Annotated in this window: 21 protein-coding genes; 16 read left to right on the forward strand and 5 right to left on the reverse strand. The window is 72.9% G+C overall.

What is annotated here, in order from left to right; genetic code table 11:
• Positions 1-13: 13 nt before the first annotated feature.
• Complete coding sequence (gene prmC, locus FQY79_RS02160) at positions 14-856, reverse strand: peptide chain release factor N(5)-glutamine methyltransferase (RefSeq protein ID WP_146310303.1); 843 nt, start codon at positions 854-856, stop codon at positions 14-16.
• A gap of 463 nt (positions 857-1,319) precedes the next feature.
• Here prmC and ahpC point away from each other — a divergent pair, with 463 nt between their 5' ends.
• The 5 genes from ahpC to FQY79_RS02185 all read left to right on the forward strand — a co-directional run bounded on the left by ahpC (position 1,320) and on the right by FQY79_RS02185 (position 5,835).
• Positions 1,320-1,883: an alkyl hydroperoxide reductase subunit C gene (gene ahpC / locus FQY79_RS02165; RefSeq protein ID WP_146310305.1), complete on the forward strand. Its 564-nt coding sequence runs from the start codon at positions 1,320-1,322 to the stop codon at positions 1,881-1,883.
• Between the two features lie 189 nt (positions 1,884-2,072).
• The gene (ahpF, locus tag FQY79_RS02170; protein WP_146310307.1) at positions 2,073-3,662 is read left to right on the forward strand and encodes an alkyl hydroperoxide reductase subunit F; all 1,590 of its coding nucleotides are present in this window, start codon (positions 2,073-2,075) and stop codon (positions 3,660-3,662) included.
• 4 nt (positions 3,663-3,666) lie between these two features.
• A complete protein-coding gene (locus FQY79_RS02175; protein ID WP_146310308.1) occupies positions 3,667-4,620 on the forward strand; it encodes a LysR substrate-binding domain-containing protein in 954 nt (317 codons plus the stop codon).
• A gap of 144 nt (positions 4,621-4,764) precedes the next feature.
• A complete protein-coding gene (gene rnk, locus FQY79_RS02180; RefSeq protein WP_146310310.1) occupies positions 4,765-5,178 on the forward strand; it encodes a nucleoside diphosphate kinase regulator in 414 nt (137 codons plus the stop codon).
• A gap of 6 nt (positions 5,179-5,184) precedes the next feature.
• Complete coding sequence (locus FQY79_RS02185) at positions 5,185-5,835, forward strand: hypothetical protein (RefSeq protein WP_146310312.1); 651 nt, start codon at positions 5,185-5,187, stop codon at positions 5,833-5,835.
• 126 nt (positions 5,836-5,961) lie between these two features.
• On the opposite strand, the gene msrA is transcribed toward FQY79_RS02185, so the two are convergent.
• Positions 5,962-6,612, reverse strand: a complete 651-nt coding sequence (gene msrA, locus FQY79_RS02190; RefSeq protein WP_146310314.1) for a peptide-methionine (S)-S-oxide reductase MsrA — start codon at positions 6,610-6,612, stop codon at positions 5,962-5,964.
• 73 nt (positions 6,613-6,685) lie between these two features.
• Entirely contained in the window at positions 6,686-8,812 is a 2,127-nt protein-coding gene (locus FQY79_RS02195; protein ID WP_146310316.1) for a GGDEF domain-containing protein, read from the reverse strand.
• Positions 8,813-9,109: 297 nt separating this feature from the next.
• On the opposite strand from FQY79_RS02195, the gene FQY79_RS02200 reads away from it, so the two are divergent.
• The 6 genes from FQY79_RS02200 to FQY79_RS02225 all read left to right on the forward strand — a co-directional run bounded on the left by FQY79_RS02200 (position 9,110) and on the right by FQY79_RS02225 (position 14,318).
• Entirely contained in the window at positions 9,110-10,867 is a 1,758-nt protein-coding gene (locus FQY79_RS02200) for a glutamine--tRNA ligase/YqeY domain fusion protein (RefSeq protein WP_146310317.1), read from the forward strand.
• A gap of 3 nt (positions 10,868-10,870) precedes the next feature.
• Positions 10,871-11,242, forward strand: a complete 372-nt coding sequence (locus tag FQY79_RS02205; protein ID WP_146310319.1) for a hypothetical protein — start codon at positions 10,871-10,873, stop codon at positions 11,240-11,242.
• Positions 11,242-11,820, forward strand: a complete 579-nt coding sequence (locus FQY79_RS02210) for a nucleoside deaminase (protein ID WP_146310321.1) — start codon at positions 11,242-11,244, stop codon at positions 11,818-11,820. Before FQY79_RS02205 ends, FQY79_RS02210 begins: the two co-directional genes overlap by 1 nt.
• Positions 11,821-11,830: 10 nt before the next feature.
• The gene (gene rlmM, locus FQY79_RS02215; RefSeq protein ID WP_146310817.1) at positions 11,831-12,886 is read left to right on the forward strand and encodes a 23S rRNA (cytidine(2498)-2'-O)-methyltransferase RlmM; all 1,056 of its coding nucleotides are present in this window, start codon (positions 11,831-11,833) and stop codon (positions 12,884-12,886) included.
• 87 nt (positions 12,887-12,973) lie between these two features.
• Complete coding sequence (locus tag FQY79_RS15850) at positions 12,974-13,312, forward strand: EF-hand domain-containing protein (RefSeq protein WP_425463164.1); 339 nt, start codon at positions 12,974-12,976, stop codon at positions 13,310-13,312.
• Positions 13,313-13,370: 58 nt separating this feature from the next.
• The gene (locus FQY79_RS02225) at positions 13,371-14,318 is read left to right on the forward strand and encodes a DUF808 domain-containing protein (protein ID WP_146310323.1); all 948 of its coding nucleotides are present in this window, start codon (positions 13,371-13,373) and stop codon (positions 14,316-14,318) included.
• Here the strand turns inward: FQY79_RS02225 and FQY79_RS02230 are convergent.
• Together FQY79_RS02230 and ubiH are read right to left on the reverse strand one after the other, a co-directional pair.
• Positions 14,315-15,493 carry an FAD-dependent oxidoreductase gene (locus tag FQY79_RS02230; RefSeq protein ID WP_146310325.1) on the reverse strand — a complete coding sequence of 393 codons (1,179 nt, stop codon included), beginning with the start codon at positions 15,491-15,493 and terminating at the stop codon, positions 14,315-14,317. The genes FQY79_RS02225 and FQY79_RS02230 overlap by 4 nt on opposite strands.
• Entirely contained in the window at positions 15,490-16,692 is a 1,203-nt protein-coding gene (gene ubiH, locus FQY79_RS02235) for a 2-octaprenyl-6-methoxyphenyl hydroxylase (RefSeq protein WP_146310327.1), read from the reverse strand. The genes FQY79_RS02230 and ubiH overlap by 4 nt, the downstream gene beginning before the upstream one ends.
• An 84-nt stretch (positions 16,693-16,776) precedes the next feature.
• Here ubiH and FQY79_RS02240 point away from each other — a divergent pair, with 84 nt between their 5' ends.
• The 5 genes from FQY79_RS02240 to FQY79_RS02260 all read left to right on the forward strand — a co-directional run bounded on the left by FQY79_RS02240 (position 16,777) and on the right by FQY79_RS02260 (position 22,712).
• Complete coding sequence (locus tag FQY79_RS02240; RefSeq protein WP_146310329.1) at positions 16,777-17,373, forward strand: hypothetical protein; 597 nt, start codon at positions 16,777-16,779, stop codon at positions 17,371-17,373.
• Between the two features lie 15 nt (positions 17,374-17,388).
• Positions 17,389-17,937, forward strand: coding sequence for a cob(I)yrinic acid a,c-diamide adenosyltransferase (locus FQY79_RS02245; RefSeq protein ID WP_146310331.1), 549 nt, complete (start codon positions 17,389-17,391; stop codon positions 17,935-17,937).
• A gap of 12 nt (positions 17,938-17,949) precedes the next feature.
• The gene (locus FQY79_RS02250) at positions 17,950-18,882 is read left to right on the forward strand and encodes a histone deacetylase family protein (protein ID WP_146310821.1); all 933 of its coding nucleotides are present in this window, start codon (positions 17,950-17,952) and stop codon (positions 18,880-18,882) included.
• A 111-nt stretch (positions 18,883-18,993) separates the two neighbouring features.
• Positions 18,994-21,414, forward strand: a complete 2,421-nt coding sequence (gene lptD / locus FQY79_RS02255) for an LPS-assembly protein LptD (protein ID WP_146310333.1) — start codon at positions 18,994-18,996, stop codon at positions 21,412-21,414.
• Complete coding sequence (locus tag FQY79_RS02260) at positions 21,411-22,712, forward strand: peptidylprolyl isomerase (RefSeq protein WP_146310335.1); 1,302 nt, start codon at positions 21,411-21,413, stop codon at positions 22,710-22,712. Before lptD ends, FQY79_RS02260 begins: the two co-directional genes overlap by 4 nt.

Below are 22,712 nucleotides of genomic sequence, written 5' to 3' on the forward strand. Positions count from 1 at the left end.
GTGCGCGGGGGCCTCAGCCGGGCAAGTGGCCCATGCCGACCCGGTCGCGGCCCTCCAGGTCGCGCGCGGTCGCCACCGCGTCGAACCCCGCATCGCGCAGCAGCGCGCGCACCGCCGGGCCCTGGTCGTGGCCGTGCTCGAGCAGCAGCCAGCCGCCCGGATGCAGGTGTGCCGGGGCCGCCCGGACGATGCTGCGGATCGCATCGAGCCCGTCCGGCCCGGACGCGAGCGCGATCGGGGGTTCGTGGCGCAGGTCGCCCTGGCCCAGGTGCGGGTCGCCCTCGGCGACGTAGGGCGGGTTGCTGGCGACCAGGTGATAGCGCCGCCTCGCCAGCGGCTCGAACCAGTGGCCGTGGTGGAAGGCGACGTTGGCCAGGCCCGCGGCGGCCGCGTTGGCGCGGGCCACGGCCAGCGCGGCGTCGCTGGCGTCGACCGCGTCCACCCGCGCCCGGGGCCGCTCGATTGCCAGCGCCAAGGCAATCGCGCCGCTGCCGGTGCCCAGGTCGGCCAGCGCCAGCGGCGCGTCGCAAGGCAGGCGGTCGAGCGCCAGTTCCACCAGCCGCTCGGTCTCGGGCCGCGGGATCAGGGTGGCGGGGCCAACCGCCAGGTCCAGGCTCCAGAAACCCTGGCGGCCGCGCAGGTAGGCCACCGGCTCCCCCGCCCGCCTGCGCGCGACCAGGTCAGCGAAGCGCCGCCGGGCGGCCGGGTCGACCGGATCCCGGTCGTGCGCGTACAGCCAGGCGCGGTCGCGGCCCAGCGCATGGGCGAGCAACAGTTGCGCGTCGGCGGGGTCGAGCTGCGCCGATGCCTGGTCGAGCAGCGCGCGTACGGTGGGAATCGGGTCGCTTCGCGTCATCGCGACATGGTAGGCGGGCGCCGCTGTCCGTGGATGGAGCCGGCCGCGTCCACGGTCCGCCATCCGCCGCATCCGGACGGCACCGGCGGGAAAAAACGAGGCGGCCACGGGGCCGCCTTGAAGATTCCGTACCGCGTGTGGGAGGGAGGAACCGGATACGGAACTCGGCCACGGGCGCCACGCGCCGCTGCGGCCCTGCACTGCCCCGGGGGTCGGGCCCCCTTGCGGAACCCTCTCGCCCCGGACAACGGTGCATGGACTGAATATGCTGCAGCGCAAAAACGATTGCAAGCGTTCCGGGCGACGGAATCATGCGGTTCTGGCGCCGAATTGATCGATTTTGTCTATTGATTGTATAATTTTATTCGATTTCAACAATCAATAGGTCTTCCCTATCATTTCCCTGTCGATCCGCCGCGCTGTGGATCGAGACCGTCCCCCCAACCCTAACTAGAGGTACTGCATGTCCCTGATCAACACCCAGGTCCAGCCGTTCAAGGCCACCGCGTTCCACAACGGCGAGTTCGTCGAAGTCACCGACGCCAGCCTCAAGGGCAAGTGGTCGGTCCTGATCTTCATGCCCGCCGCCTTCACCTTCAACTGCCCGACCGAGGTCGAGGACGCCGCCGAGCATTACGCCGAGTTCCAGAAGCTGGGCGCCGAGGTGTACATCGTCACCACCGACACCCACTTCTCGCACAAGGTCTGGCACGAGACCTCGGCGGCGGTGGGTAAGGCCCAGTTCCCGCTGGTCGGCGACCCGACCCACCAGCTGACCCGCGCCTTCGGCGTGCACATCGAGGAAGAAGGCCTGGCCCTGCGCGGCACCTTCATCATCAACCCCGAGGGCGTGATCAAGACCGTCGAGATCCACGACAACGCGATCGCCCGCGACGTCAGCGAGACCCTGCGCAAGCTCAAGGCCGCCCAGTACGTCGCCGCCAACCCGAACGAGGTCTGCCCGGCCAAGTGGAAGGAAGGCGAGAAGACCCTGAAGCCGTCGCTGGACCTGGTCGGCAAGATCTGACCGCATCCGGGTTCCGCGCCCGGACCTTGATGCACCCCGCCCCGTGCCGTCCCCGCGACGGCGCGGGAGCGGATCGGAGCCGATGCCGGCCCAGCCAGCGGCCGGGCCCCCTCCCCCTCCCACCCGGCCACCCGCCAGCCGGCGTCGGTTCCGATCCGCTCCCGCAATCCTCTCCCCCAAGGAGTTGACGTGCTCGACAACGATCTCAAGGCCCAGCTCAAGGGCTATCTCGAACGCCTGCGCCGCCCGGTCGTGATCACCGCCTCGGTGGACGACGGCGACAAGTCGCGCGAGATGCTCGAGCTGCTCGAGGACATCCGCAGCCAGTCCGACCTGGTCACCGTCGAGGTACGCCCGGACGACGACGAGCGCAAGCCGTCCTTCGCCCTGTCCTCGCCCGGCCACGACATTTCCCTGCGCTTCGCCGGCCTGCCGATGGGCCATGAGTTCACTTCGCTGGTCCTGGCCCTGCTGCAGGTCGGCGGGCACCCGCCCAAGGCCACTCCCGAGGTGCTGGAGCAGGCGCGCGCGCTGCCCGGGCGCTACCACTTCGAAACCTATTACTCGCTCAGCTGCCAGAACTGCCCGGACGTGGTCCAGGCGTTGAACCTGCTGGCGGTGCTCAACCCCAACGTCTCGCACGTGGCGATCGACGGCGCCCTGTTCCAGGACGAGGTCGAGGCCCGCCAGGTGATGTCGGTGCCGTCGGTCTTCCTCAACGGCGAACCCTTCGACCAGGGCCGCATGGGCCTGGAGCAGATCCTGGCCAGGCTCGACACCGGCGCCGCGCAGCGCGAGGCCGAGAAGATCGCGGCCAAGGATCCGTTCGACGTGCTGGTGGTCGGCGGCGGCCCTGCCGGCGCGGCCGCCGCGGTGTACGCCGCGCGCAAGGGCATCCGCACCGGCGTGGCGGCCGAGCGCTTCGGCGGCCAGGTGCTCGACACCATGTCGATCGAGAATTTCATCTCGGTGCCGCATACCGAAGGCCCCAGGCTGGCCGCCCAGCTCGAGCAGCACGTGCGCGAGTACGACGTGGACGTGATGAACCTGCAGCGCGCCACCCGGCTGGTGCCGGCCGGCGACGACGGCCTGCTGACCGTGGAACTGGAGAACGGCGCCGCGCTGCGCGCGAAGACGGTCGTGCTGTCCACCGGCGCGCGCTGGCGGCAGATGGGCGTGCCCGGCGAGGACCAGTACCGCAACAAGGGCGTGGCCTACTGCCCGCACTGCGACGGCCCACTGTTCAAGGGCAAGCGGGTGGCGGTGATCGGCGGCGGCAACTCCGGCGTGGAGGCCGCGATCGACCTGGCCGGCATCGTCGGGCACGTGACCCTGCTCGAGTTCGACGACCGGCTGCGCGCCGACGAAGTGCTGCAGCGCAAGCTGCGCAGCCTGCCGAACGTGGCCATCATCACCAGCGCCCAGACCACCGAGGTGCTCGGGGACGGGCAGAAGGTGACCGGGCTGGTCTACAAGGACCGGGTCGGCGGCGACAGCCATCGCGTGGAACTGGAGGGCGTGTTCGTGCAGATCGGCCTGCTGCCCAACACCGAATGGCTCAAGGGCACGGTCGAGCTGAGCCCGCGCGGCGAGATCGTGGTCGACGAGCGCGGCCAGACCAGCGTGCCGGGCGTGTTCGCCGCCGGCGACTGCACCACGGTGCCGTACAAGCAGATCGTGATCGCCATGGGCGAGGGCTCGAAGGCCGCGCTGGCCGCGTTCGACCATCTCGTCCGGACCTCGGCGCCCGCGCCGCAGGTCGAGGCACACGTGGCCTGATCCGATGAACCTGCGCGACCTGCGCTACCTGATCGCGGTTGCCGAGCACCGGCATTTCGGGCGCGCGGCGGCCGCGAGCTTCGTCAGCCAGCCAACCCTGTCCACCCAGCTGCGCAAACTGGAGGACGAGCTCGGCGTGTCGCTGATCGAGCGCGCGCCGCGCAAGGTGATGCTGACCCCGATCGGCGCGGAGATGGTCGAGCGCGCCCGGCGCGTGGTGGCGGAGGTCGAGCAGATGAAGGAGGCCGCGCGCCGCAGCCAGCGGCCCGAGGCCGGGACCGTGCGCCTGGGCATCTTCCCCACCCTGGGGCCGTACCTGCTGCCGCACGTCGTGCCCGGCATCCGCGCCCGTTTCCCCGACCTGCAGCTGCTACTGGTCGAGGAGAAGAGCGACGAATTGCTGGCGCGGCTGCGCGACGGCCGCCTGGACGCGGCGATCCTTGCCCTGCCCGTGCACGACGAGCAGCTCGAGCACGCGTTCCTGTTCGAGGAGCCGTTCGTGCTGGCGGTGCCCGAGCACCATCCACTCGCCGCCCGCCCGGCGCTGGCGGTCGACGACCTGGCCAACGAGGACCTGCTGCTGCTCGAGGACGGCCACTGCCTGCGCCAGCAGACCCTGGACGTGTGCCAGCTCGCCGGCGCGCACGAGCGCGGCGAGTTCCGGGCCACCAGCCTGGAAACGCTGCGCCAGATGGTGGCCGCCAACGTCGGCATCACCCTGCTGCCGGCGCTGGCGGTCCAGCCGCCGGTCGCGCACCCGCCGGGCATCCGCCTGCTGCCCTTCGACCAGTCCCGGCCCAGCCGCCGGATCGCGCTGTTCTGGCGCCGCAGTTCGGCCATGTCCGGTTTCCTGGCCCGGCTGGCGGACGCCTTCCGGGCGTTGCCGCCGGAACTGCTCGCCGCGCCGGGCGGGGCGGCGGACCGGCCTCGTCCCGCCGCCCCGCCCGACATGCTCTGAACCAGGGCCGGGGCCCCTCTTGAAGGCCGGCCCGCGTAGCGCTACGGTAATCCCACCAGAGCGGGCGACGCGCGGGACGCGCCGTCCGTTTTTCTTTTGGGCGCCGCCGGCATGCCGGTCGCCCGCGTATGGAGCACACACGCCATGACTGCACCGTCCACCGGAGGCCTGCCGCCGCCGATCGTCGTCTCCCGCCGCGACGCCGCGCGCCTGGAGGCGCTGATCGACTCCCCGCGCTGGCAGAACGACGCGACCGCCGAGGCCCTGCTCGGTGAGCTCACGCGTGCGGAAATCGTCGACGAGGCCGACATGCCCTCGGACGTGGTGGGCATGAACACGCGCGTGGAGTGCATCGACGAGAACACCGGCGAGCGGCACGAACTCACCCTGGTGTTCCCGAACGAGGCCGACGCCGGGGCCGCGAAGGTCTCGGTGTTCGCGCCCGTGGGCAGTGCGCTGCTCGGGCTGTCGGTGGGCCAGTCGATCGACTGGCCCACGCCCCAGGGCCGAGTGCTGCGCCTGCGCGTCACCGGGGTCACCCGGGCCGACGCGGACTGAGGAAGCATGGGGCGCAAGCTGGCGCTGGCCCTGCTCCTGGCCGGCGCGATCGGCTGGTGGTTCTCGCCCCTGTCGCCCCGCACTCCCGATCCTCCGGCCCCCGCCTCCGGCGCACCCGCCTCCTGTCCAATGCCTCCCGGCACCGATCCGGCCGACGGGCCGCTGCAGACCGCCGCGCCCGCCCAGCTGGCGCCGTTCCGGCTCGAACCGGGCACCCTGGTGCCGCTGGCGGGGGTCCGTCTCAGCGCGCGGGTGCTCTCGCGCGAGGACTACTCGACCGGGCGCGAGGCCCGCTTCTCGCCCACCGACCTGGCCCTGGGCTGGGGACCGATGGGCGAGGACGCGGTGCTGTCGCGGCTGCGCATCCGCCAGTCGGCACGCTGGTACCACTACCGCTGGTCCGGCGATCCGCCGATCCCGCGTCGGGAGATCGCGCGCAACAGCGCCAACATGCACATGATCCCGGCCGATGCCGCGGTCGCGCGCACGTTGCGCCGCGTGCGCGCCGATGACCGGGTCCGGATCCGCGGCTGGCTGGTCCAGGCCGAGGCGGCGGACGGCTGGCGCTGGCGCAGCTCGCTCAGCCGCGAGGACACCGGGAACGGCGCCTGCGAGCTGGTCTACGTGTGCGCGATCGAGATCGTGGCCGCGCAATAGGGCCTGCGGCGCGGAACGGCGGCCGCGTCGCGCGAACGCGGTTCCCGCGCGCGCCGGGCGGCGCAGCCCGCGCGGCGCACCCGCGCGCCGGCAGGCCCGCCCGCGACGGCCGTGCTCGAGGCGCCGCTACGCGCCCAGGCCGATCGGGCAGGACACCCCGGTGCCGCCCAGCCCGCAGTAACCGTCGGGGTTCTTGGCCAGGTACTGCTGGTGCTCGTCCTCGGCGTAATAGAACGGCGGCGCGGACGCCCGGATCTCGGTGGTGATGGCCCCGTAGCCGGCCGCGTCCAGCCTCGCCTGGTAGGCATCGCGGCTGGCCAGCGCGAGCGCGTGCTGCTCGTCGTCGTAGCAGAAGATCGCCGAGCGGTACTGGGTGCCGATGTCGTTGCCCTGGCGCATGCCCTGGGTTGGATCGTGGTTCTCCCAGAACGTCGCCAGCAGGGTCTCGAACGACACCCGCGCCGGGTCGTACACGACCAGCACCACCTCGGCGTGCCCGGTCTGGCCGCTGCACACTTCGCGGTAGGTCGGGTTGGGCGTGTGGCCGCCCGCGTAACCGGCGGCGGTGGTCACCACCCCGGGCATGGTCCAGAACCTGCGCTCCACGCCCCAGAAGCAGCCCATGCCGAACTGGATCCGCGCCAGCCCCTCGAAGCGGTCGCGCATCGGCGTGCCGAGGACGAAGTGGCGGTTGTGCAGCGGCATCTCCTCCGCACGGCCGGGCAGGGCCTCGCCCGGCCGTGGCAGCCGCTGCTTCCAGGCACCGATTCCGATCATGGCCTTGCTCCGCGTGGACCCGGGTCCATTCTGGGGCCGCGCCGTGCCACTTCAAACACCGCGCGCCGGGCGCCTAGCGGAACACTGCGGGCGCCACCTGCACGCAATTGCGCCCGGCGGCCTTGGCCGCGTAGAGCGCGCGGTCGGCGCGTGCGAGCGTTGCCTCCGGGCCTTCCTCGTGCTCGAGCCGGGTCGCCACTCCCACGCTGACGGTGAGCCGGAGCAGGACGCCACCGCATTCGGGGCGCAGCGATTCGACCTCCATGCGCAGCTGTTCGGCGACCGCACGCGCGGCCGCCCCGCCGCGCCCGGGCAGGATCACGATGAACTCCTCGCCGCCGTAGCGCCCGAACAGGTCGCCCTCCTGCAGGGAGGCGCGCAGGGCACGCGCGACCTCGCGCAGGCAGGCGTCGCCGCAGGCGTGGCCGAAGCGGTCGTTGATCGACTTGAAGTGGTCCAGGTCGATGAACAGCACCGAGACCGGCTGCCCGCTGCGCGCGGCCTCGGCGAAGGTGCGCGTGAGCCAGTGGTCGATGGTGCGGCGGTTGAAGCTGCCGGTCAGCGCGTCGAGCTCGGCCGAACGCCGCAGCTGGACCGCGGCCATCGCCTGGTCCAGGTGCAGCAGCGCCTGGCGGGCGAAATCGCCCGCCAGCGACAGCTCCTCGGTGGCGAAGCCGTCGGCGCCGCGGCGCTGCAGCAGCACCGCGCCCCAGGCCGGCGCCCGGATCGGCAGCGGCACCACCGCCTCGATCGCCACCACCGAAGGCTGGCCCACCTCGGTCACCGGCTGCTGCAGGGCGATGCCGTTGGCCGCCTGGCGGCGCAGCGCCAGCTGCCGGCGCCCGAGCTGGGCGCGCACCGCGTCGGTGTCGCCCACCGGGTCCACCAGCAGCACGTCCTGGCCGTGGAGCCCCTGGGCCACGACCACGCAGCGCTCGGCCGGAAGCAGCGGCCGCAGGCGGTCGAGCAGCAGCCGGAACGCCGACCACGGAAGGTCCTCCGGCGGCAGCGTGCGCAGGCGCAGCTGCAGTTCCGACACCAGTTCCGAGCGCGCCGCCTCGCGCTGCATCCGGCGCTCGGTGTCTGCGCGGGCGAGCAGTTCGCGGTCGCGCTGGCGGCGATATTCGGCGATCCGCCCGACCAGGCCCACCGCCAGGATCGCCACCCCCGCCACGATCGCCAGCTGGTAGCCGTAGCGCACCAGCACGCCCTCCACCTGGTGCCCGCGCGCGGACAGTTCGAGCAGGATCACGCCCGCCAGCGCCAGCACCGCCAGCGCGGCCAACGGCAGCGCCATCAGCGTGCGCCGCCGCGCGGCGTCGACCAGCAACGCCAGCCCCAGCACCAGCGCCAGGCCGAACGGCACGACCTGCACCTGCGCCAGCGTCCGCGCCAGCTGCGGCACGTTCAACAGGCACAGGGCCACCAGGCCCACCAGCGCCAGCGAGACCCCGTCCACCAGCCCCTTCCAGCGCACCCGCTCGCGATCCATCCCTGCGTACTGGAGCAGCATCTGCAGCCAGGCGGCACACAGCAGCATCACCAGCGCGACCACGCCCTGGCTGCGCCAGAACGCGAACATGCGCAGCCCCGGCACCTGGTAGAGGTGGCCATTGACCGCCGAGAGCGCCAGCAGCGCCACCACGGTGAACCCGAACAGCGCCAGGAACAGCCGGTCGCGCGCGGCCGAGTACAGCGCCAGCGCCAGCAGACCGATGGTGAACAGGCTGGCGTAGATCGTGGCGCTGGCCGCGACCGCGTAATGCTCCAGGTCCATCGCGTCGGCCGCATCCATCACCTGGGGCCGCAGCGCCCGCGGCGCATCGCCGGTGCTGTGCAGTTCGAGCTCGACCGGACCGGCCCAGGACGCCGGCAGGTCGAACACAAAGCTGCCGGGGAACACGCCCGCCTCGCCAGGCTCGAAGAAGCGTTCCACCGGGCTGCGCCAGTCGCCCGACTGCAGCCAGACCGCATCCACCGCCTCGCGCTCCAGGCGCACCACCCAGCGCGCCTCCCCGTCGGCCGGGGGCAGTTCGAAGCGCAGCAGGGCGGCGGCGTGCCGGGTCGCGGGCAGGCCCTCCGGGCGCGGCGCGTCCTGCAGCGGAACGACCGCCACGGGCACGCGGCGGCCGTCCGGGACCACGCCGGCCATGGCCGCGGCGACCAGCCCGAGCAGCAGCACCAGGCAGATCGCGATCAATCCCTCGTGGCGTCCGCCCGGGGCATTGCGCTGGCTGCTCAGGGTCGTTCCTCCGGGGTCGATGCCGCCCCTCGCCGCCCGTGGCGCACGGCCGGCGCAGCGCGGGCGCCAGCTGCCTGCCGGCGACGGGGCGGACTGGGGTATCCCTGTCGTCCTGGATGGGTGTTTAGCAAGGGTCGTGCCGACTATTGGCGACAGCGGTCACATTACCAAGGATAAAGGAGGCACGGCAGGGCCCGGGCCGCCGTTCCCCGGGCCCTCGGCTACACTGGTCCGCCTGCTCCCCCGACACGCGTCATGAATCAGCCAGACCCGGCCCCCGCCCCCGCCGCGCCGGCCGCCGAGACCGCGCGCAACGACTTCATCCGCCAGATCGTCCGCGAGGACCTGGCCAGCGGCAAGCACACCGCGATCCGCACCCGGTTCCCGCCGGAGCCCAACGGCTACCTGCACATCGGCCACGCCAAGGCGATCTGCCTGGATTTCGGCATCGCCGAGGAGTTCGGCGGCACCTGCAACCTGCGCTTCGACGACACCAACCCGGCCAAGGAAGACCCCGCCTTCGTCCGCGCGATCCAGGAGGACGTGCGCTGGCTGGGCTTCCAGTGGGCCGAGCTGCGCCACGCCTCCGACTACTTCGAGGTCTTCTACCTAGCCGCCGAGAAGCTGATCCGCCAGGGCGATGCCTTCGTCTGCGACCTGAGCCCCGAGGAGGTGCGCCAGTACCGGGGCACGCTGACCGAACCTGGTCGCAATTCGCCCTTCCGCGACAGGTCGGTGGAGGAGAACCTGGACCTGTTCCGTCGCATGCGCGCCGGCGAGTTCCCCGACGGCGCGCGCACCCTGCGGGCCAGGATCGACATGGCCAGCGGCAACATCAACATGCGCGACCCGGCCCTGTACCGGATCAAGCACATGCCGCACCCGATCGCCGGCGACGGCTGGTGCATCTACCCGATGTACGACATCGCCCACGCCCTGGGCGACGCGATCGAGGGCATCACCCATTCGCTGTGCACCCTGGAGTTCGAGGACCACCGCCCGCTGTACGACTGGTGCGTGGACAAGGTGGACCTGGCCGGCAACCCCGAACTGCTGGAGCCGCTGCGCCGGAAGGGGTATCCGATCGTGGCCGCCAAGCCGCGGCAGATCGAGTTCTCGCGACTGAACATCAACTACGCGGTGATGAGCAAGCGCAAGCTGACCCAGCTGGTCGCCGAGGGCCTGGTGGATGGCTGGGACGACCCGCGCATGTACACCCTGCAGGGCCTGCGCCGGCGCGGCTACACCCCTTCGGCGCTGCGCCTGTTCGTCGACCGGATCGGAGTGAGCAAGCAGAACTCGGTGATCGACTTCTCGGTGCTCGAGGGCGCGCTGCGCGAGGACCTGGACACGGCCGCGCCGCGCCGCATGGCGGTAATCGAGCCGCTGAGGCTGGTGCTGGCCAACCTGCCCGAGGGGCACGAGGAAACGCTCGTCTTCGCCAACCATCCCAAGGACGAATCATTCGGCAGCCGCCAGGTCCCGTTCTCGCGCGAGCTGTGGATCGAGCGCGACGATTTCGCCGAGGTCCCGCCCAAGGGCTGGAAGCGGCTGGTGCCCGGGGGCGAGGCGCGCCTGCGCGGGGCCGGCATCGTCCGCGTCGACGAGGTCGTCAAGGACGCCGACGGCGGCATCGTGGAACTGCGCGGCTGGCTCGACCCCGAGTCGCGTCCCGGCATGGAAGGTGCCAACCGCAAGGTCAAGGGCACGATCCACTGGGTCAGCGCGCCGCACGCGGTGGCGGCGGAGATCCGCCTCTACGACCGCCTGTTCTCGGTCCCGGACCCGGACGACGAGAGCGGCGGCAAGACCTACCGCGACTACATCAACCCCGACTCGCGACGCACCGTGCGCGGCTACGTCGAGCCGGCCGCGGCCTCCGCCGCGCCGGAACAGTCGTTCCAGTTCGAGCGCCTGGGCTACTTCGTCGCCGACCGCCACGACCACCGACCCGAGCGGCCGGTGTTCAACCGCAGCGTGTCGCTGCGCGACACCTGGGCGGCGAAGGCCTGAGCGATGTCGCCGCGTACCGCCCTCGCCGCGCTGTGCCTGGCCCTGCTGGCCTGCGCCTGCACGCCGGGCGGGCCCGCGGCCTCGGCCCGCGCCCCGACCCCGGCGCAGGCGCCGGCGGCGGTGGACGCCGGTGCGCTGGCGATCGACCGCAGCTGCCGCGTTGCCGCCGACTGCGAAGTGAAGAACGTGGGCAACTGCTGCGGCTACGCACCGGCCTGCGTGAACCGCGACGCGGTCCCCGACCCCGACGCGGTGCGCGCCCGATGCGCGCGCTCGGGGATGGCCTCGATCTGCGGATGGCAGGAGATCCAGGCCTGCGACTGCGTCCAGGGACGCTGCGAGGCCGTGACCGGCCCGCCCATGAGGGAGCGCTGATGCTGCCGACCACCGTCCAGCTCGACCTGCCCGAGTGGGCCCACGGGATCATCGATCCGGCGCGCACCTGGCCCGGGGACGAGGCCAAGGTGCGGCTGGCCATCGACCTGTCCAGGCGCAACATCGAGGCGTACAGCGGCGGGCCGTTCGGAGCGGCGGTCTTCGACGCCGACACCGACCGGGTGGTGGCCATCGGCGTCAACCGGGTGTTGCCGCAGCACTGCTCGGTGGCACACGCCGAGACCATGGCGCTGATGCTGGCGCAGCGGCACCTGGGGCGCGCCCGGCTCAATCGCGACCCCGACGGCAACCGGGTGGGGCGCTACGTGCTCGCCACCTCCGCCCAGCCGTGCTGCCAGTGCTACGGCGCCATCGTGTGGGCCGGGATCGACCGCCTGCTCATCGGCGCCCGCTCGGCGGACGTGGAGGCGCTCACCGAGTTCGACGAGGGGCCGCTGCCGGCCGACTGGCCGGGAGAGCTCGAGCGGCGCGGCATCGAGGTGGCGCGCGACATCGCGCGCGATGCCGCCTGCGAGGTCCTCGGCGCCTACGGCAGTTCCGGTGCGCGCCATTACTGAAGCCGCGGCGGTGGACGGCCTGCTGTGCTGGTGCCGGGCCGGCTTCGAACCGGACCTGGCCGCCGAACTCACCGAACGCGCCGCCCAGGCCGGGCTCCATGGGCACGCGCGCGCCAACCGCGGCGACGGCTACGTGCTGTTCATCGGCGACCCGCGGCTCGACGGAGCCCTGCCATGCAACCGGCTGGTGTTCGCGCGCCAGTCGCTGCGGCTGCTCGCCGAACTGCGCGGGCTCGACCCGCGTGACCGGGCCACGCCGATCGTGGAGGCGGTCGCGGCCCTGCGGCCGGACGCCGGCTACGGCGCGCTGCTGGTGGAGCATCCCGACTCCGACGCGGGCAAGCCGTTGTCCGCGCTCGCGCGCAGCTTCGGCAACGCCCTGCGTCCCGCCCTGCGCCGGCATGGCCTGCTCGCGGCGCAGGAGCGGCCGTCGGCACTGCGCCTGCACGTGTGCTTCGTGGCCGGCGACCACGTGCTGCTGGCCGAATCCGATCCCGCGCGTTCGGCGCCATGGCCGATGGGCGTGCCGCGGCTGCGGCTGCACCGCGACGCACCCTCGCGCTCGGCGCTGAAGCTGGAGGAAGCGCTGCTGGTCCTGCTCGACGAGGCGCAGCGACGCGAGCACCTGCGCCCCGGGATGCGGGCCGCGGACCTGGGCGCCGCGCCCGGCGGCTGGACCTGGGTGCTGGTGCGCCATGGCCTGCACGTGACCGCGATCGACAACGGTCCGCTGCGCCCGCACCTGTTCGACTCCGGACTGGTCGAGCACCTGCGCGCCGACGGCTTCCGCTGGCAGCCGCCGCGGCCGCTGGACTGGATGGTCTGCGACATGGTGGAGCAGCCCTCGCGCGTGGCCCGGCGCATGGGCCAATGGCTGCGCGAGGGCTGGTGCCGGCACACGATCTTCAACCTCAAGCTGCCGATGAAGAAGCGCTGGCTGGAGACGCAGCGCAGCCTGGCGATGTTCGAGGAGCAAGCCGGGATCCCGCTGGCGGTGCGCGCGCGCCAGCTCTACCACGACCGCGAGGAGATCACGGTCCAGGCGAGCCCGCGGGCCACCGCCTGAACGGCGGCCGGCCCGGGCATCACGCTTGACGGGCGTTTCATCGCCGGGCGCCGAGCATGGCGTCGATCCCGCGACAGGAGCCGGACGATGGACACCCGCGACCTCCACCGCGCCACCGTACTGGCGCTCCTCGCCGGCCTCGCGCTCGTCGCGCCGGCCGTCGCCATGGCCCAGGACGCGACCGTCGCCGACCCGCGCCGGGCCGACGCCGCCAGCGTCCACCCGGTGGCGCCCGACGTCACCCTGCGCACCCGCGTCGCCGACCCGGCACTGCTGCAGGCCAGCCGCCGATTCGACGCGCTCGACGCCAACGGCGATGGCCTGCTGGACCGGAGCGATGCCGATCCGGCTTCCTTCGATCGCCTGGACGGCGACCACGACGGCCGCCTCGACCGCGACGAGTACACGGCACAGGCGCGCCGCTGACGCCAACGGCCGACGGCCGCGGCCCTACAATCGGCCCATCCACCCGCCCGGACCCTCCATGGCTTCCAGCCTCCTCGTCCTGCTCGACGACATCGCCACGATCCTCGACGACGTGGCGGCCATGACCAAGGTGGCGGCGAAGAAGACCGCGGGCGTGCTGGGCGACGATCTCGCGCTCAACGCCGAGCAGGTCAGCGGCGTGCGCGCCGCGCGCGAGTTGCCCGTGGTCTGGGCAGTGGCGAAGGGCTCGATGGTCAACAAGGCGATCCTGGTCCCGGCGGCGCTGGCGGTCAGTGCCTTCCTGCCATGGGCGGTCACCCCGCTGCTCATGGCCGGCGGCCTGTTCCTGTGCTACGAGGGCGTGGAGAAGGTGTGGCACAAGTTCTTCGCGCGCGAGCAGGAGGCGGCCCACCACGCCGCGCACCTGCGCGCGCTGGCCGCCTCCGACGCCGAGTTGCTGGCGCAGGAAAAGGGCAAGGTGAAGGGTGCGATCCGCACCGACTTCATCCTGTCGGCGGAGATCATCGTCATCTCGCTCGGCACCGTGGCCGGCAAAACGTTCCCGGTCCAGCTCGGCGTCCTGTCGGGGATCGCCGTGCTGATGACCGTGGGCGTGTACGGTCTGGTCGCAGGCATCGTGAAGCTCGACGACGCCGGCCTGTACCTCGCCCGCGCCACCGGCGGCGCCGCCCGCGCGGTCGGCACCGCCATCCTGCGCGCCGCGCCGTGGCTGATGAAGGGGCTGGCGGTCGCGGGGACCGCGGCCATGTTCCTGGTCGGCGGCGGTATCCTGGTGCACGGCTTCCACGCGCTCTCGGCATGGGTCGACGACCAGGCGCTCGATGCCGCGGCCGTCCCGGGGATCGGCGTGGTGCTCGGCGCGCTCACGCCCATGCTGCTCAACGCCCTGGCCGGCATCGTGGCCGGCGCCGTGGCGGTCGGGTGCGTGGCCGCATACCGGCGCCTGCGCGGCGACGATCCGCCGCCGGCGCCCGGGCCCGCCTAGGCGCCCGCCGCGCGGCGCCAGAACAGCGCCACCAGCGGCGGCACCCGGCCGGCCAGGCCGAGCGCCGGTCCGCGCAGCAGGGTCGGCAGCGGCGCGTCGTTGGAGAACAGCAGGTTCAGCCCCTCGAAGGCGTACGCGGCCACCGCGCTGTCGCTGCGCCTGGCGCGCGCCCAGCGCGCCAGGCGGTGCGGCGCGTCCCAGGCCACGCCCCGGCCGCGCGCCCGGGCGACCTGGTCGCGCAGCGCGGCCACGTCGCGCAGGCCGAGGTTCACCCCCTGCCCCGCCAGCGGGTGGACCGCGTGCGCGGCATCGCCCACCACCAGCACCCGGCCCGCGTACTGGCGATCGCTCAGCTGGCGCCGCAGCGGGAACCCGGCACGGCGGCCGAGCGGCCGTACCTCGCCGAGGCGGGCGCCGGACGCGGTGGTGAGCGCGTCGGCGAACGCGTCGTCGTCCAGGGCGAGGATCCGCGTCGCCTCGTCCGCGGGCAGGGTCCAGACGATCGAGCAGGCGCCGTCCACCCAGGGCAACAGCGCCAGCGGGCCGGTCGGCAGGAAGCGCTGCCAGGCGGTGTCCTGGTGCGGCGACGCGGTACGCACGTACCCGACCACGCCCTGCTGGCCGTAATCGTGGACGGCGGCGCCGATCCCCGCCATGCGCCGCAGCGGCGAGGCGGCGCCATCGGCGGCGACCACGATCCTGGCCGCCACCGCGGTCCCGTCCTCCAGCCGCAGCACGGCCGCCTCGGCGCCCTGTTCGAGCGCCTCCACCCGGGCCGGGCACGACACCTGCACCCCGGCACGCTCGAGCGCCCGCCACAGCATGTCCACCAGCAGGCGGTTCTCGACGATCCAGCCCAGCCCGGGACGCGCCAACGCGTCGGCGTCGAACACGATCGGCTCGCCGCCGGCCGCGTCCCAGACCTCCATGCGCCGGTACGGCTGGGCACGAGCGGCGCGTACCGCGTCCCACACCTCCAGCGAGTCGAGCAGGGCCACGTTGTCGGGGGCGAGCGCATACACGCGCAGGTCCGGGTCGCCCGCCGACCAGGCCGGCAACCGCGCGGCGTCGAGCAGGCGCACGTCCAGCCCCTCCCGGGCCAGCGCCAGCGCGCAGGCCGCGCCCACCGCGCCGCCGCCGACCACGGCCACGTCGTGTGGAACGCGCCGCCTCATGCGGGGCCTCCGCGGCACAGCGCCGGCACGTCGCCGCGGTAGCCCATCGCGCCACCGGCAAGTAATGCCTGCAGCGACGGCACCCGGTCCAGCGCCAACAGCCCCAGGCTGCGCAGCGGACGCAGCAGCGGCGCGGGATTGGCGGTGAGCCGCGCCAGCCCGTCGGAGAACGCCAGCGTGCGCTCGCGGTCGGGCGCGCGGCGCGCGGCGTAGGCCTCGAGCAGCGCGTCGTCGCCGGGGTCGGGCGCGTCGGCCACCAGTTCGGCCAGGGCCAGGGCGTCGCGCAGGCCGAGGTTGAATCCCTGCGCGCCGATCGGGTGGATGGTCTGCGCGGCGTTGCCGACCAGGACCGCGCGCGCGGCGGTGGTCCGCCGCGCCACCACCCGCTGCAGCGGATAGCGGCTGCGCGGCCCGGCCTCGAGGAAGCGGCCCACGCGCCAGCCGAACGCGTCCTGGACCCGGGCCAGGAAAGCGTGGTCCGGCATCGCGTCCACCGCGTCGGCCTGGTCCGCGGCGACCCCGTGCACCAGGCCCCAGGCGCCATCGCCGCGCGGCAGCAGCGCGGTCGGGCCCTCGTCGCCGAGGCGCTCCCAGGCGGTGCCGGCGGGCGCACGCGCGGTGCGCAGGCGGGCCACGAACAGGTGCTGGCGGTAGTCGTGGACCTCGGTCGCGATGCCCAGGGCCTGCCGCACCCGACTCGTGGTCCCGTCGGCGGCGACCACCAGGCGCGCGCGCAGGCCGCGCTCGCCGTCGGCATCCGCCACGCGTACCTCGCGCACGCCGCCAGCGACCTGGCCCACGCCGGTGACCCGCGCGCGCAGGCGCCGCAGGTGCGAGGTCGCCGCCAGCGCATCCTCGAGCGCGTGCCCGAGGTCGCGCGCCACCACCACCAGGCCGAAGCGATCGCGCCCGTAGTCGCGCGCGTCCAGCAGCACCCGCCCGAAGTCGCCGCGGCGGCTTGCGTGGATGCGGCCGATCTCGCCCGCGGGGGCCCGCAGCCGCGCCACCACCCCCAGCCGGGTCAGCGCGTTGACCGTGGTCTCGGCCAGGCTCAGGTTGCGCTGGTCGAAGACCTCCGGCAGCGGCGAGGGTGCGGCCTCCACCAGGGTCGCGGGCACGCCGGCGCGGTCGAGCGCCAGCGCCAGGCTGGCCCCCACCAGCCCGCCGCCCACGATCAGTACCTGGTGGGTGCCGTCCATCGCACCATGATAGCGGCGGGCGCCGCCCGGCAGCGTCCGCTAGAATGGAACTTTCCCCGCAGTCCGCCCGGAGTCCGATCCATCATGAGCACCGCCGCCAGCCGCGCCGCGATCCTCACCCTGCTTGCCGCCGTGATGGTGGCCACGCGCCTGCATCATTTCGGCGCGGTGCCGGACGCATCCTGGGCGATGTTCTTCATCGGCGGCTTCTACCTGCAGCGCTGGACCCGCTGGGCGTTCCCGCTGCTCGCGGCGCTGGCCGTGTTCGTGGACTGGCTGGTGATCCGCGGCCAGGGCCTGGACTTCTGGACCCACTATTGCGTGTCGCCCGGCTACTGGGCGCTGCTGCCGGCGCACCTGGCGATGTGGAGCGGCGGCTGGTGGCTGCAGCGCGCCACCGGCGGCCGCGTGCAGTGGCGCAGCGCCGGCCTGCTGCTGACCAGCGTGGTGGTGGCCGCGGCGACCTGCCACCTGCTCGCCCAGGGCGGTTTCTACTGGCTCGCCGACGCGGTCGCCGAGCCGACCCTGGCCGGCTGGTGGAAGAACTACACCGACTGGCTGCCGGCCTACGTGCGCGTGAGCGCCATGTACGTGGGCATCGCCGCCGCCGCGCACGTCGCCCTCGCCCGGCTGTGGCCGGCGCAGGCGGCGGCGCTGGCGGACGCCCGCGGGCAGGACTGAGCCCCGGCCCCTGCCATGGGCAACCGGCTGTCGAGGATCTACACCCGGACCGGCGACGACGGCAGCACCGGGCTGGGCGATGGCAGCCGGGTCCCCAAGGATTCGCCGCGGGTGGAGGCCTACGGTACGGTCGACGAGGCCAACTCGAGCATCGGCCTGCTGCTCGCCGCACCGGTGCCGGACGACGTGCGCGAGCTGCTCACGACGATCCAGCACCAGCTGTTCGACCTCGGCGGTGAACTGTGCATCCCCGGCCACGCCGCGATCCAGGACGCCGACGTCGACCGCCTGGAAGCCCGCCTGGACCATTACAACGCGTCGCTGCCGCCACTGAAGGACTTCATCCTGCCCGCGGGCGGCGAAGCGGCCGCCCGCTGCCATGTCGCGCGCACCGTGGTGCGCCGCGCCGAGCGCGCGACCGTGGCGCTCTCGCGCCTGGAGCCGGTGCGGCCGCAGGCGATCCGCTACCTCAACCGCCTGTCGGACCTGCTGTTCGTGCTCGCCCGCGTGCTCGCCCGCCACGACGGCCACGGCGAGGTGCTCTGGCAACACCAGCGGCGCTAGGCCATGGCCCGCGTGCTCGGCTACACCCATCCGGCCTGCCTGGACCACGACACGGGCCTGGAACATCCCGAGTGCGCGGAACGGCTGGGCGCGGTACTGGAGGCGGTGCACGACGCGTTCCCCGGCCTGGAATGGATCGAAGCCCCGCGCGCGACCCGCGGCCAGCTGCTGCGGGTGCACGACGAGCGCCTGCTGGCCGCGGTGCTCAGTCCACCGCCGCAGGGAATCGTCCACCTCGACCCCGACACCGTGCTCTCGCCCGGCTCCCCGGAGGCGGCGCTGCGCGCGGCCGGCGCCGGCATCGCCGCCACCGACGCGGTGATGCACGGCGAAACCGACGCCGCGTTCTGCGCGGTGCGCCCGCCCGGCCACCACGCCACGGCCGACGCCCCGATGGGCTTCTGCCTGTTCAACAACATCGCGGTCGCCGCCGCGCACGCGCTCGAGCGTTTCGGCCTGGGGCGGGTGGCGATCGTGGATTTCGACGTCCACCACGGCAACGGCACCCAGGCGATCTTCGAGCAGGACCCGCGGGTGCTGTACCTGAGTACCCACCAGGCCGGCATCTATCCCTGGTCGGGCGCAGGCAACGAACGCGGCGCCGGCAACATCGTCAACCTGCCGCTGCCTGCCGGCGCCGACGGCGAAACGGTGCGGCGGGCCTGGCGCGAACAGCTGCTGCCGGCGCTGCAGGCGTTCGAGCCGCAGCTGGTGATGGTCTCGGCGGGCTTCGACGGCGACCGGCGCGACCCGCTGGCGCAGTTCGCGCTCGGACCGGCGGACTTCGGCTGGCTGACCTCGGAGCTCGTGCGCGAGGCGGCGCGCCATGCGCAGGGCCGGATCGTGTCGATGCTCGAGGGCGGCTACCACCTGCAGGCACTCGCCGAAGGCGCGGTGGCCCACGTCGCCGCGCTGGTGGAGGGCGATGCCGCGGGCGGCCGGTGAAGGTTCCGCCGGCAACCCTTCCCGGCGCATGAACCGCAGCCGGCATCTGCATTGCTGCTGCACGGGGGTTGCGGCAAGCTAGCGGCCTTTCCGCAACCGGGATCGCGTCGCGTGCGTCCAACATTCCGCCTGCTGCCCCTGCCGATCTGCATCGCACTGTCGCTGGCGGCGCACGCGGACGACGACATGCCCGTCGACTGGTCGATGTGCCCGCTGGAGGACGCGGTTCCGCTGTTCCCGGACGCCCAGCCCCCGGTCGGCGACATCGCCGACCGCGACAGCCTGCCCACCGACATCCAGGGCGACCAGACCGTCGGCGTGGACGGCGGCATCTTCAACGTCACCGGCAACGTCACCCTGCGCCGCGGCGACCAGTTCCTGGGCACCGACAGCATCGAGTACTCGCAGGAGACCGGCACCTACACCGCCACCGGCAACGTTCGCTACCAGGACTCGGGGATGCGGGTGGTCGCCGAGCGCCTGGAAGGCGACCAGAACAACGATTCGCACCGCATCGACAACGTCCGCTACCAGCTCACCGAGCGCCGCGGCAACGGCGGCGCGGAACGGATCGAGATGCAGGACTCGCGCGGCCGGATGTTCGAGTCCACCTACTCGACCTGCCCGCCGAGCCAGCGCTGGTGGGAACTGCGCGCGCATCGCATCGACGTGGACACCGACGAGGGCACCGGCGTGGCGCGCAGCGCCACCCTGCGCATCGGCAAGGTGCCGGTGCTGTACGTGCCCTGGCTGGCGTTCCCGATCGACGACCGCCGTCGCACCGGCCTGCTCTACCCCAATATCGGCCTGTCCAGCCGCAACGGCTTCGACTACGCCCAGCCGGTCTACTTCAACCTCGCGCCGAACTACGACCTGACCCTGGAACCGCGCTGGATGAGCCGCCGCGGCCTGCAGCTGGGGACCGAGTTCCGCTATCTCTACCGCGGCGGCCGCGGCACCCTCGACCTGCAGCTCCTGCCCTCGGACGACCTGACCTGGCGCGAACGCGAGCGCGAGATCGTCGACGTGCCGATTGGCGAGAACCGCCGCGAGGACGACCGCGGCATGTTCCGCTATTCCGGCTACCACCGGTTCAACCGCAACTGGAACGCGCGGGCGCGCGTGTACTGGCTCAGCGACCCGCGCTGGATCGAGGACGCGAGCAGCAGCGTCGAGGGGGCCTCGGTCTCCTCGCTGCGGAGCACGGTCGGGCTCCATGGCCGCGGCCGCTACTGGAACGCGCTGATCGAGGGCGATTACCGGCACCTGGCCGACTACACCATTGCCGAGTCGCGCCTGCCGTACAACCGCCTGCCGCGCGCCTACTTCGGCTGGGAACAGCCGTTCGGCCGCTGGCTCGTGGCCGGGCTGGACACCGAGGCCGCCCGCTTCACCCACATCGCCAATGAAACCCTCGCCGACGGCAGCCAGACCCGGCCCGGCGGCAGCCGGTTGCTGGCCAAGCCGTGGGTGAGCATGCCGGTCGAGGGCGCGAGCTGGTTCGTCCGCCCCACCCTGGCCTTCCGCCACGTGCAGTACCGGCTCGACGACGCGCTCGCCCGGAACCTCGCCCCCGCCAGCGGCGCGCCCGACGACTCGCCCTCGGCCAGCCACCCGATCGCCTCGCTCGATGCCGGCCTGTTCTTCGACCGCAACACGCGCTTCCGCGGCGGGGAGTACCTGCACACGCTCGAGCCGCGGGTGTTCTACCTCAACGCGCCCTACCGCGACCAGGACCACATGCCGCGGTTCGACACCCGGCCGATGACCTTCAGCTGGGGCCAGCTGTTCCGCGACAACCGCTACTCGGGCGGCGACCGCCAGGGCGACGCCAACCAGCTGACCACGGCCCTGACCACGCGCCTGATCCGCGAGTCGGACGGACGCGAGAAGCTGTCGGCGAGCATCGGCCAGATCCGCTACTTCGAGGACGCCCGGGTCACCCTGGACAACGAGGCGCCGATCCGCAAGGGCGAGTCGGCCTGGGTGGTCGACGCCAACTACGCGATCAACGACCGCTGGACGGTCGGGGCCTCCTACCAGTGGAACCCGGCCACCCGCCGCGAGGACCTGGCCACCATCCGCACCCGCTACCTGGTGGGCGACGAAGGCATCGTCAACTTCGCCTACCGCTACCGCCGCAACGTTTTGCGCCAGACCGACCTGCTCGAGCAGGTGGACCTGTCGTTCCTGTACCCGATCAACCCCAGCTGGTCGGTGGTCGGCCGCTACTACTACTCGCTGCAGCACAACCAGGTGCTCGAAGGCATCGCCGGTGTGCAGTGGGAAAGCTGCTGCGTGGCCGCCCGGCTGGTGGCCCGCCGCTACCTGCGCAACACCCGCGGCGAGATGAACGACTCGATCCAGCTCGAGATCGAACTCAAGGGCCTTGGCTCGGCCGGGCCCGACAACCGGGGCCGCCTGCGCCGTGCTATCCTCGGCTACCACCGCGACGACCTCTATCTCGTCCCGCCGTCGGAGCTGCAAAGCAGCGTGGACGACGACCCGCCCGCAGACGACTTCCTGCCATGAAGACCCGCATCGCCCTCCTGTGCGCCGCACTGCTGTTCGCGGCTTCCGCCCTCGCGCAACAGGTCCAGCCGCTGGAGCGGATCGCCGCGGTCGTGGACGAGGACGTGATCCTGCAGAGCGAACTCGACCGCGCCGTCGCCAACATCCTCGCCCAGTACGCCGACCGTCGGCACCAGCTCCCGCCGCGCCAGGTGCTCGAGCGCCAGGTGCTCGAGCGCCTGATCCTGATGAAGCTGCAGACCGCGCGCGCGGCCGAGACCGGGGTGCGCGTGGGCGATGCCGAGGTCGATGCCGCGATCAGCGCGATCGCCCAGCAGAACAACCTTTCGCCCGACCAGCTGCGCCAGCAGCTCGCACGCGAGGGCATGTCGATCGAGGACTTCCGCGCCTCGCTGCGCGACGAGATCCTGATCCAGCGCCTGCGCCAGCGCTTCGCCCAGAGCCGGATCAGCGTCAGCGACGCCGAGGTCGACGCCGCCCTGGCCGCCCGCGCCGGCGCGGCCCAGTACCACCTCGCGCACATCCTCGTGGCCCTGCCCGAGGGCGCGACGCCCGAACAGATCGCGATTGGCCAGCAGAAGATCGACGGCATCAAGAGCCTGCTCGACCGTGGCGAGATGGACTTCGCCGCCGCCGCGGTGCGCTACTCCGACAGCCCCAACGCGCTCGAAGGCGGCAACCTGGGCTGGCGGACCCTGGACGAGGTGCCGGTGGCCTTCGCCAACGCGATCCGCTCGATGTCGCCGGGCGAGGTGATCGGGCCGATCCGCGGCCCCAGCGGGTTCCAGCTGCTGCAGCTGGTCGACGTGCGCGAGAGCGCCGGGGCCGGTCCCACGGTGACCCAGTACAACGCCCGCCACATCCTGGTGCGTCCGGCCGAAGGCCCCGCGGGCGACAGCGAGGCCCGGGCGCGGATCGAAACGCTGCGCGCCCGCATCGCCGGCGGTGCCGATTTCCAGGCGGTGGCGCAGGAAAGTTCCGATGACACCCTGAGCCGCGAGGACGGCGGCGACCTGGGCTGGTTCACCGAGGACGAGTTCGGCCCCGAGTTCGGCGGCCAGGTCGCGGCGCTGGAGGACGGCCAGGTCTCGGCGCCGTTCCGGACCCAGGCCGGCTGGCACATCGTCCAGCGCGTGGGCAGCCGCCAGGCCAGCGTCGACGACGAGAACCGGCGCGCCCAGGTGCGCGAGTCGATCGGCCAGCGCAAGCTCGAGGACGAGTGGGACCGCTACCTGCGCGAAATGCGCGGCGAGGCCTACGTCGACATCCGCATCGGCAACACCGCCGCCGGGGGCTGA

Origin of the sequence: Luteimonas wenzhouensis (assembly GCF_007859305.1) — a bacterium.
Lineage (GTDB): Bacteria > Pseudomonadota > Gammaproteobacteria > Xanthomonadales > Xanthomonadaceae > Luteimonas > Luteimonas wenzhouensis.

What these genes read in the sequence shown, in the direction of transcription:
- FQY79_RS02260 (WP_146310335.1), top strand. Translation starts at nt 21,411, where the DNA reads ATGAAGACCCGCATCGCCCTCCTGTGCGCCGCACTGCTGTTCGCGGCT.
- prmC (WP_146310303.1), bottom strand. Translation starts at nt 856, where the DNA reads ATGACGCGAAGCGACCCGATTCCCACCGTACGCGCGCTGCTCGACCAG.
- FQY79_RS02185 (WP_146310312.1), top strand. Translation starts at nt 5,185, where the DNA reads ATGGGGCGCAAGCTGGCGCTGGCCCTGCTCCTGGCCGGCGCGATCGGC.
- FQY79_RS02210 (WP_146310321.1), top strand. Translation starts at nt 11,242, where the DNA reads ATGCTGCCGACCACCGTCCAGCTCGACCTGCCCGAGTGGGCCCACGGG.
- FQY79_RS15850 (WP_425463164.1), top strand. Translation starts at nt 12,974, where the DNA reads ATGGACACCCGCGACCTCCACCGCGCCACCGTACTGGCGCTCCTCGCC.
- FQY79_RS02200 (WP_146310317.1), top strand. Translation starts at nt 9,110, where the DNA reads ATGAATCAGCCAGACCCGGCCCCCGCCCCCGCCGCGCCGGCCGCCGAG.
- FQY79_RS02175 (WP_146310308.1), top strand. Translation starts at nt 3,667, where the DNA reads ATGAACCTGCGCGACCTGCGCTACCTGATCGCGGTTGCCGAGCACCGG.
- ubiH (WP_146310327.1), bottom strand. Translation starts at nt 16,692, where the DNA reads ATGGACGGCACCCACCAGGTACTGATCGTGGGCGGCGGGCTGGTGGGG.
- ahpC (WP_146310305.1), top strand. Translation starts at nt 1,320, where the DNA reads ATGTCCCTGATCAACACCCAGGTCCAGCCGTTCAAGGCCACCGCGTTC.
- FQY79_RS02205 (WP_146310319.1), top strand. Translation starts at nt 10,871, where the DNA reads ATGTCGCCGCGTACCGCCCTCGCCGCGCTGTGCCTGGCCCTGCTGGCC.
- FQY79_RS02230 (WP_146310325.1), bottom strand. Translation starts at nt 15,493, where the DNA reads ATGAGGCGGCGCGTTCCACACGACGTGGCCGTGGTCGGCGGCGGCGCG.
- rnk (WP_146310310.1), top strand. Translation starts at nt 4,765, where the DNA reads ATGACTGCACCGTCCACCGGAGGCCTGCCGCCGCCGATCGTCGTCTCC.
- FQY79_RS02245 (WP_146310331.1), top strand. Translation starts at nt 17,389, where the DNA reads ATGGGCAACCGGCTGTCGAGGATCTACACCCGGACCGGCGACGACGGC.
- FQY79_RS02240 (WP_146310329.1), top strand. Translation starts at nt 16,777, where the DNA reads ATGAGCACCGCCGCCAGCCGCGCCGCGATCCTCACCCTGCTTGCCGCC.
- FQY79_RS02225 (WP_146310323.1), top strand. Translation starts at nt 13,371, where the DNA reads ATGGCTTCCAGCCTCCTCGTCCTGCTCGACGACATCGCCACGATCCTC.
- msrA (WP_146310314.1), bottom strand. Translation starts at nt 6,612, where the DNA reads ATGATCGGAATCGGTGCCTGGAAGCAGCGGCTGCCACGGCCGGGCGAG.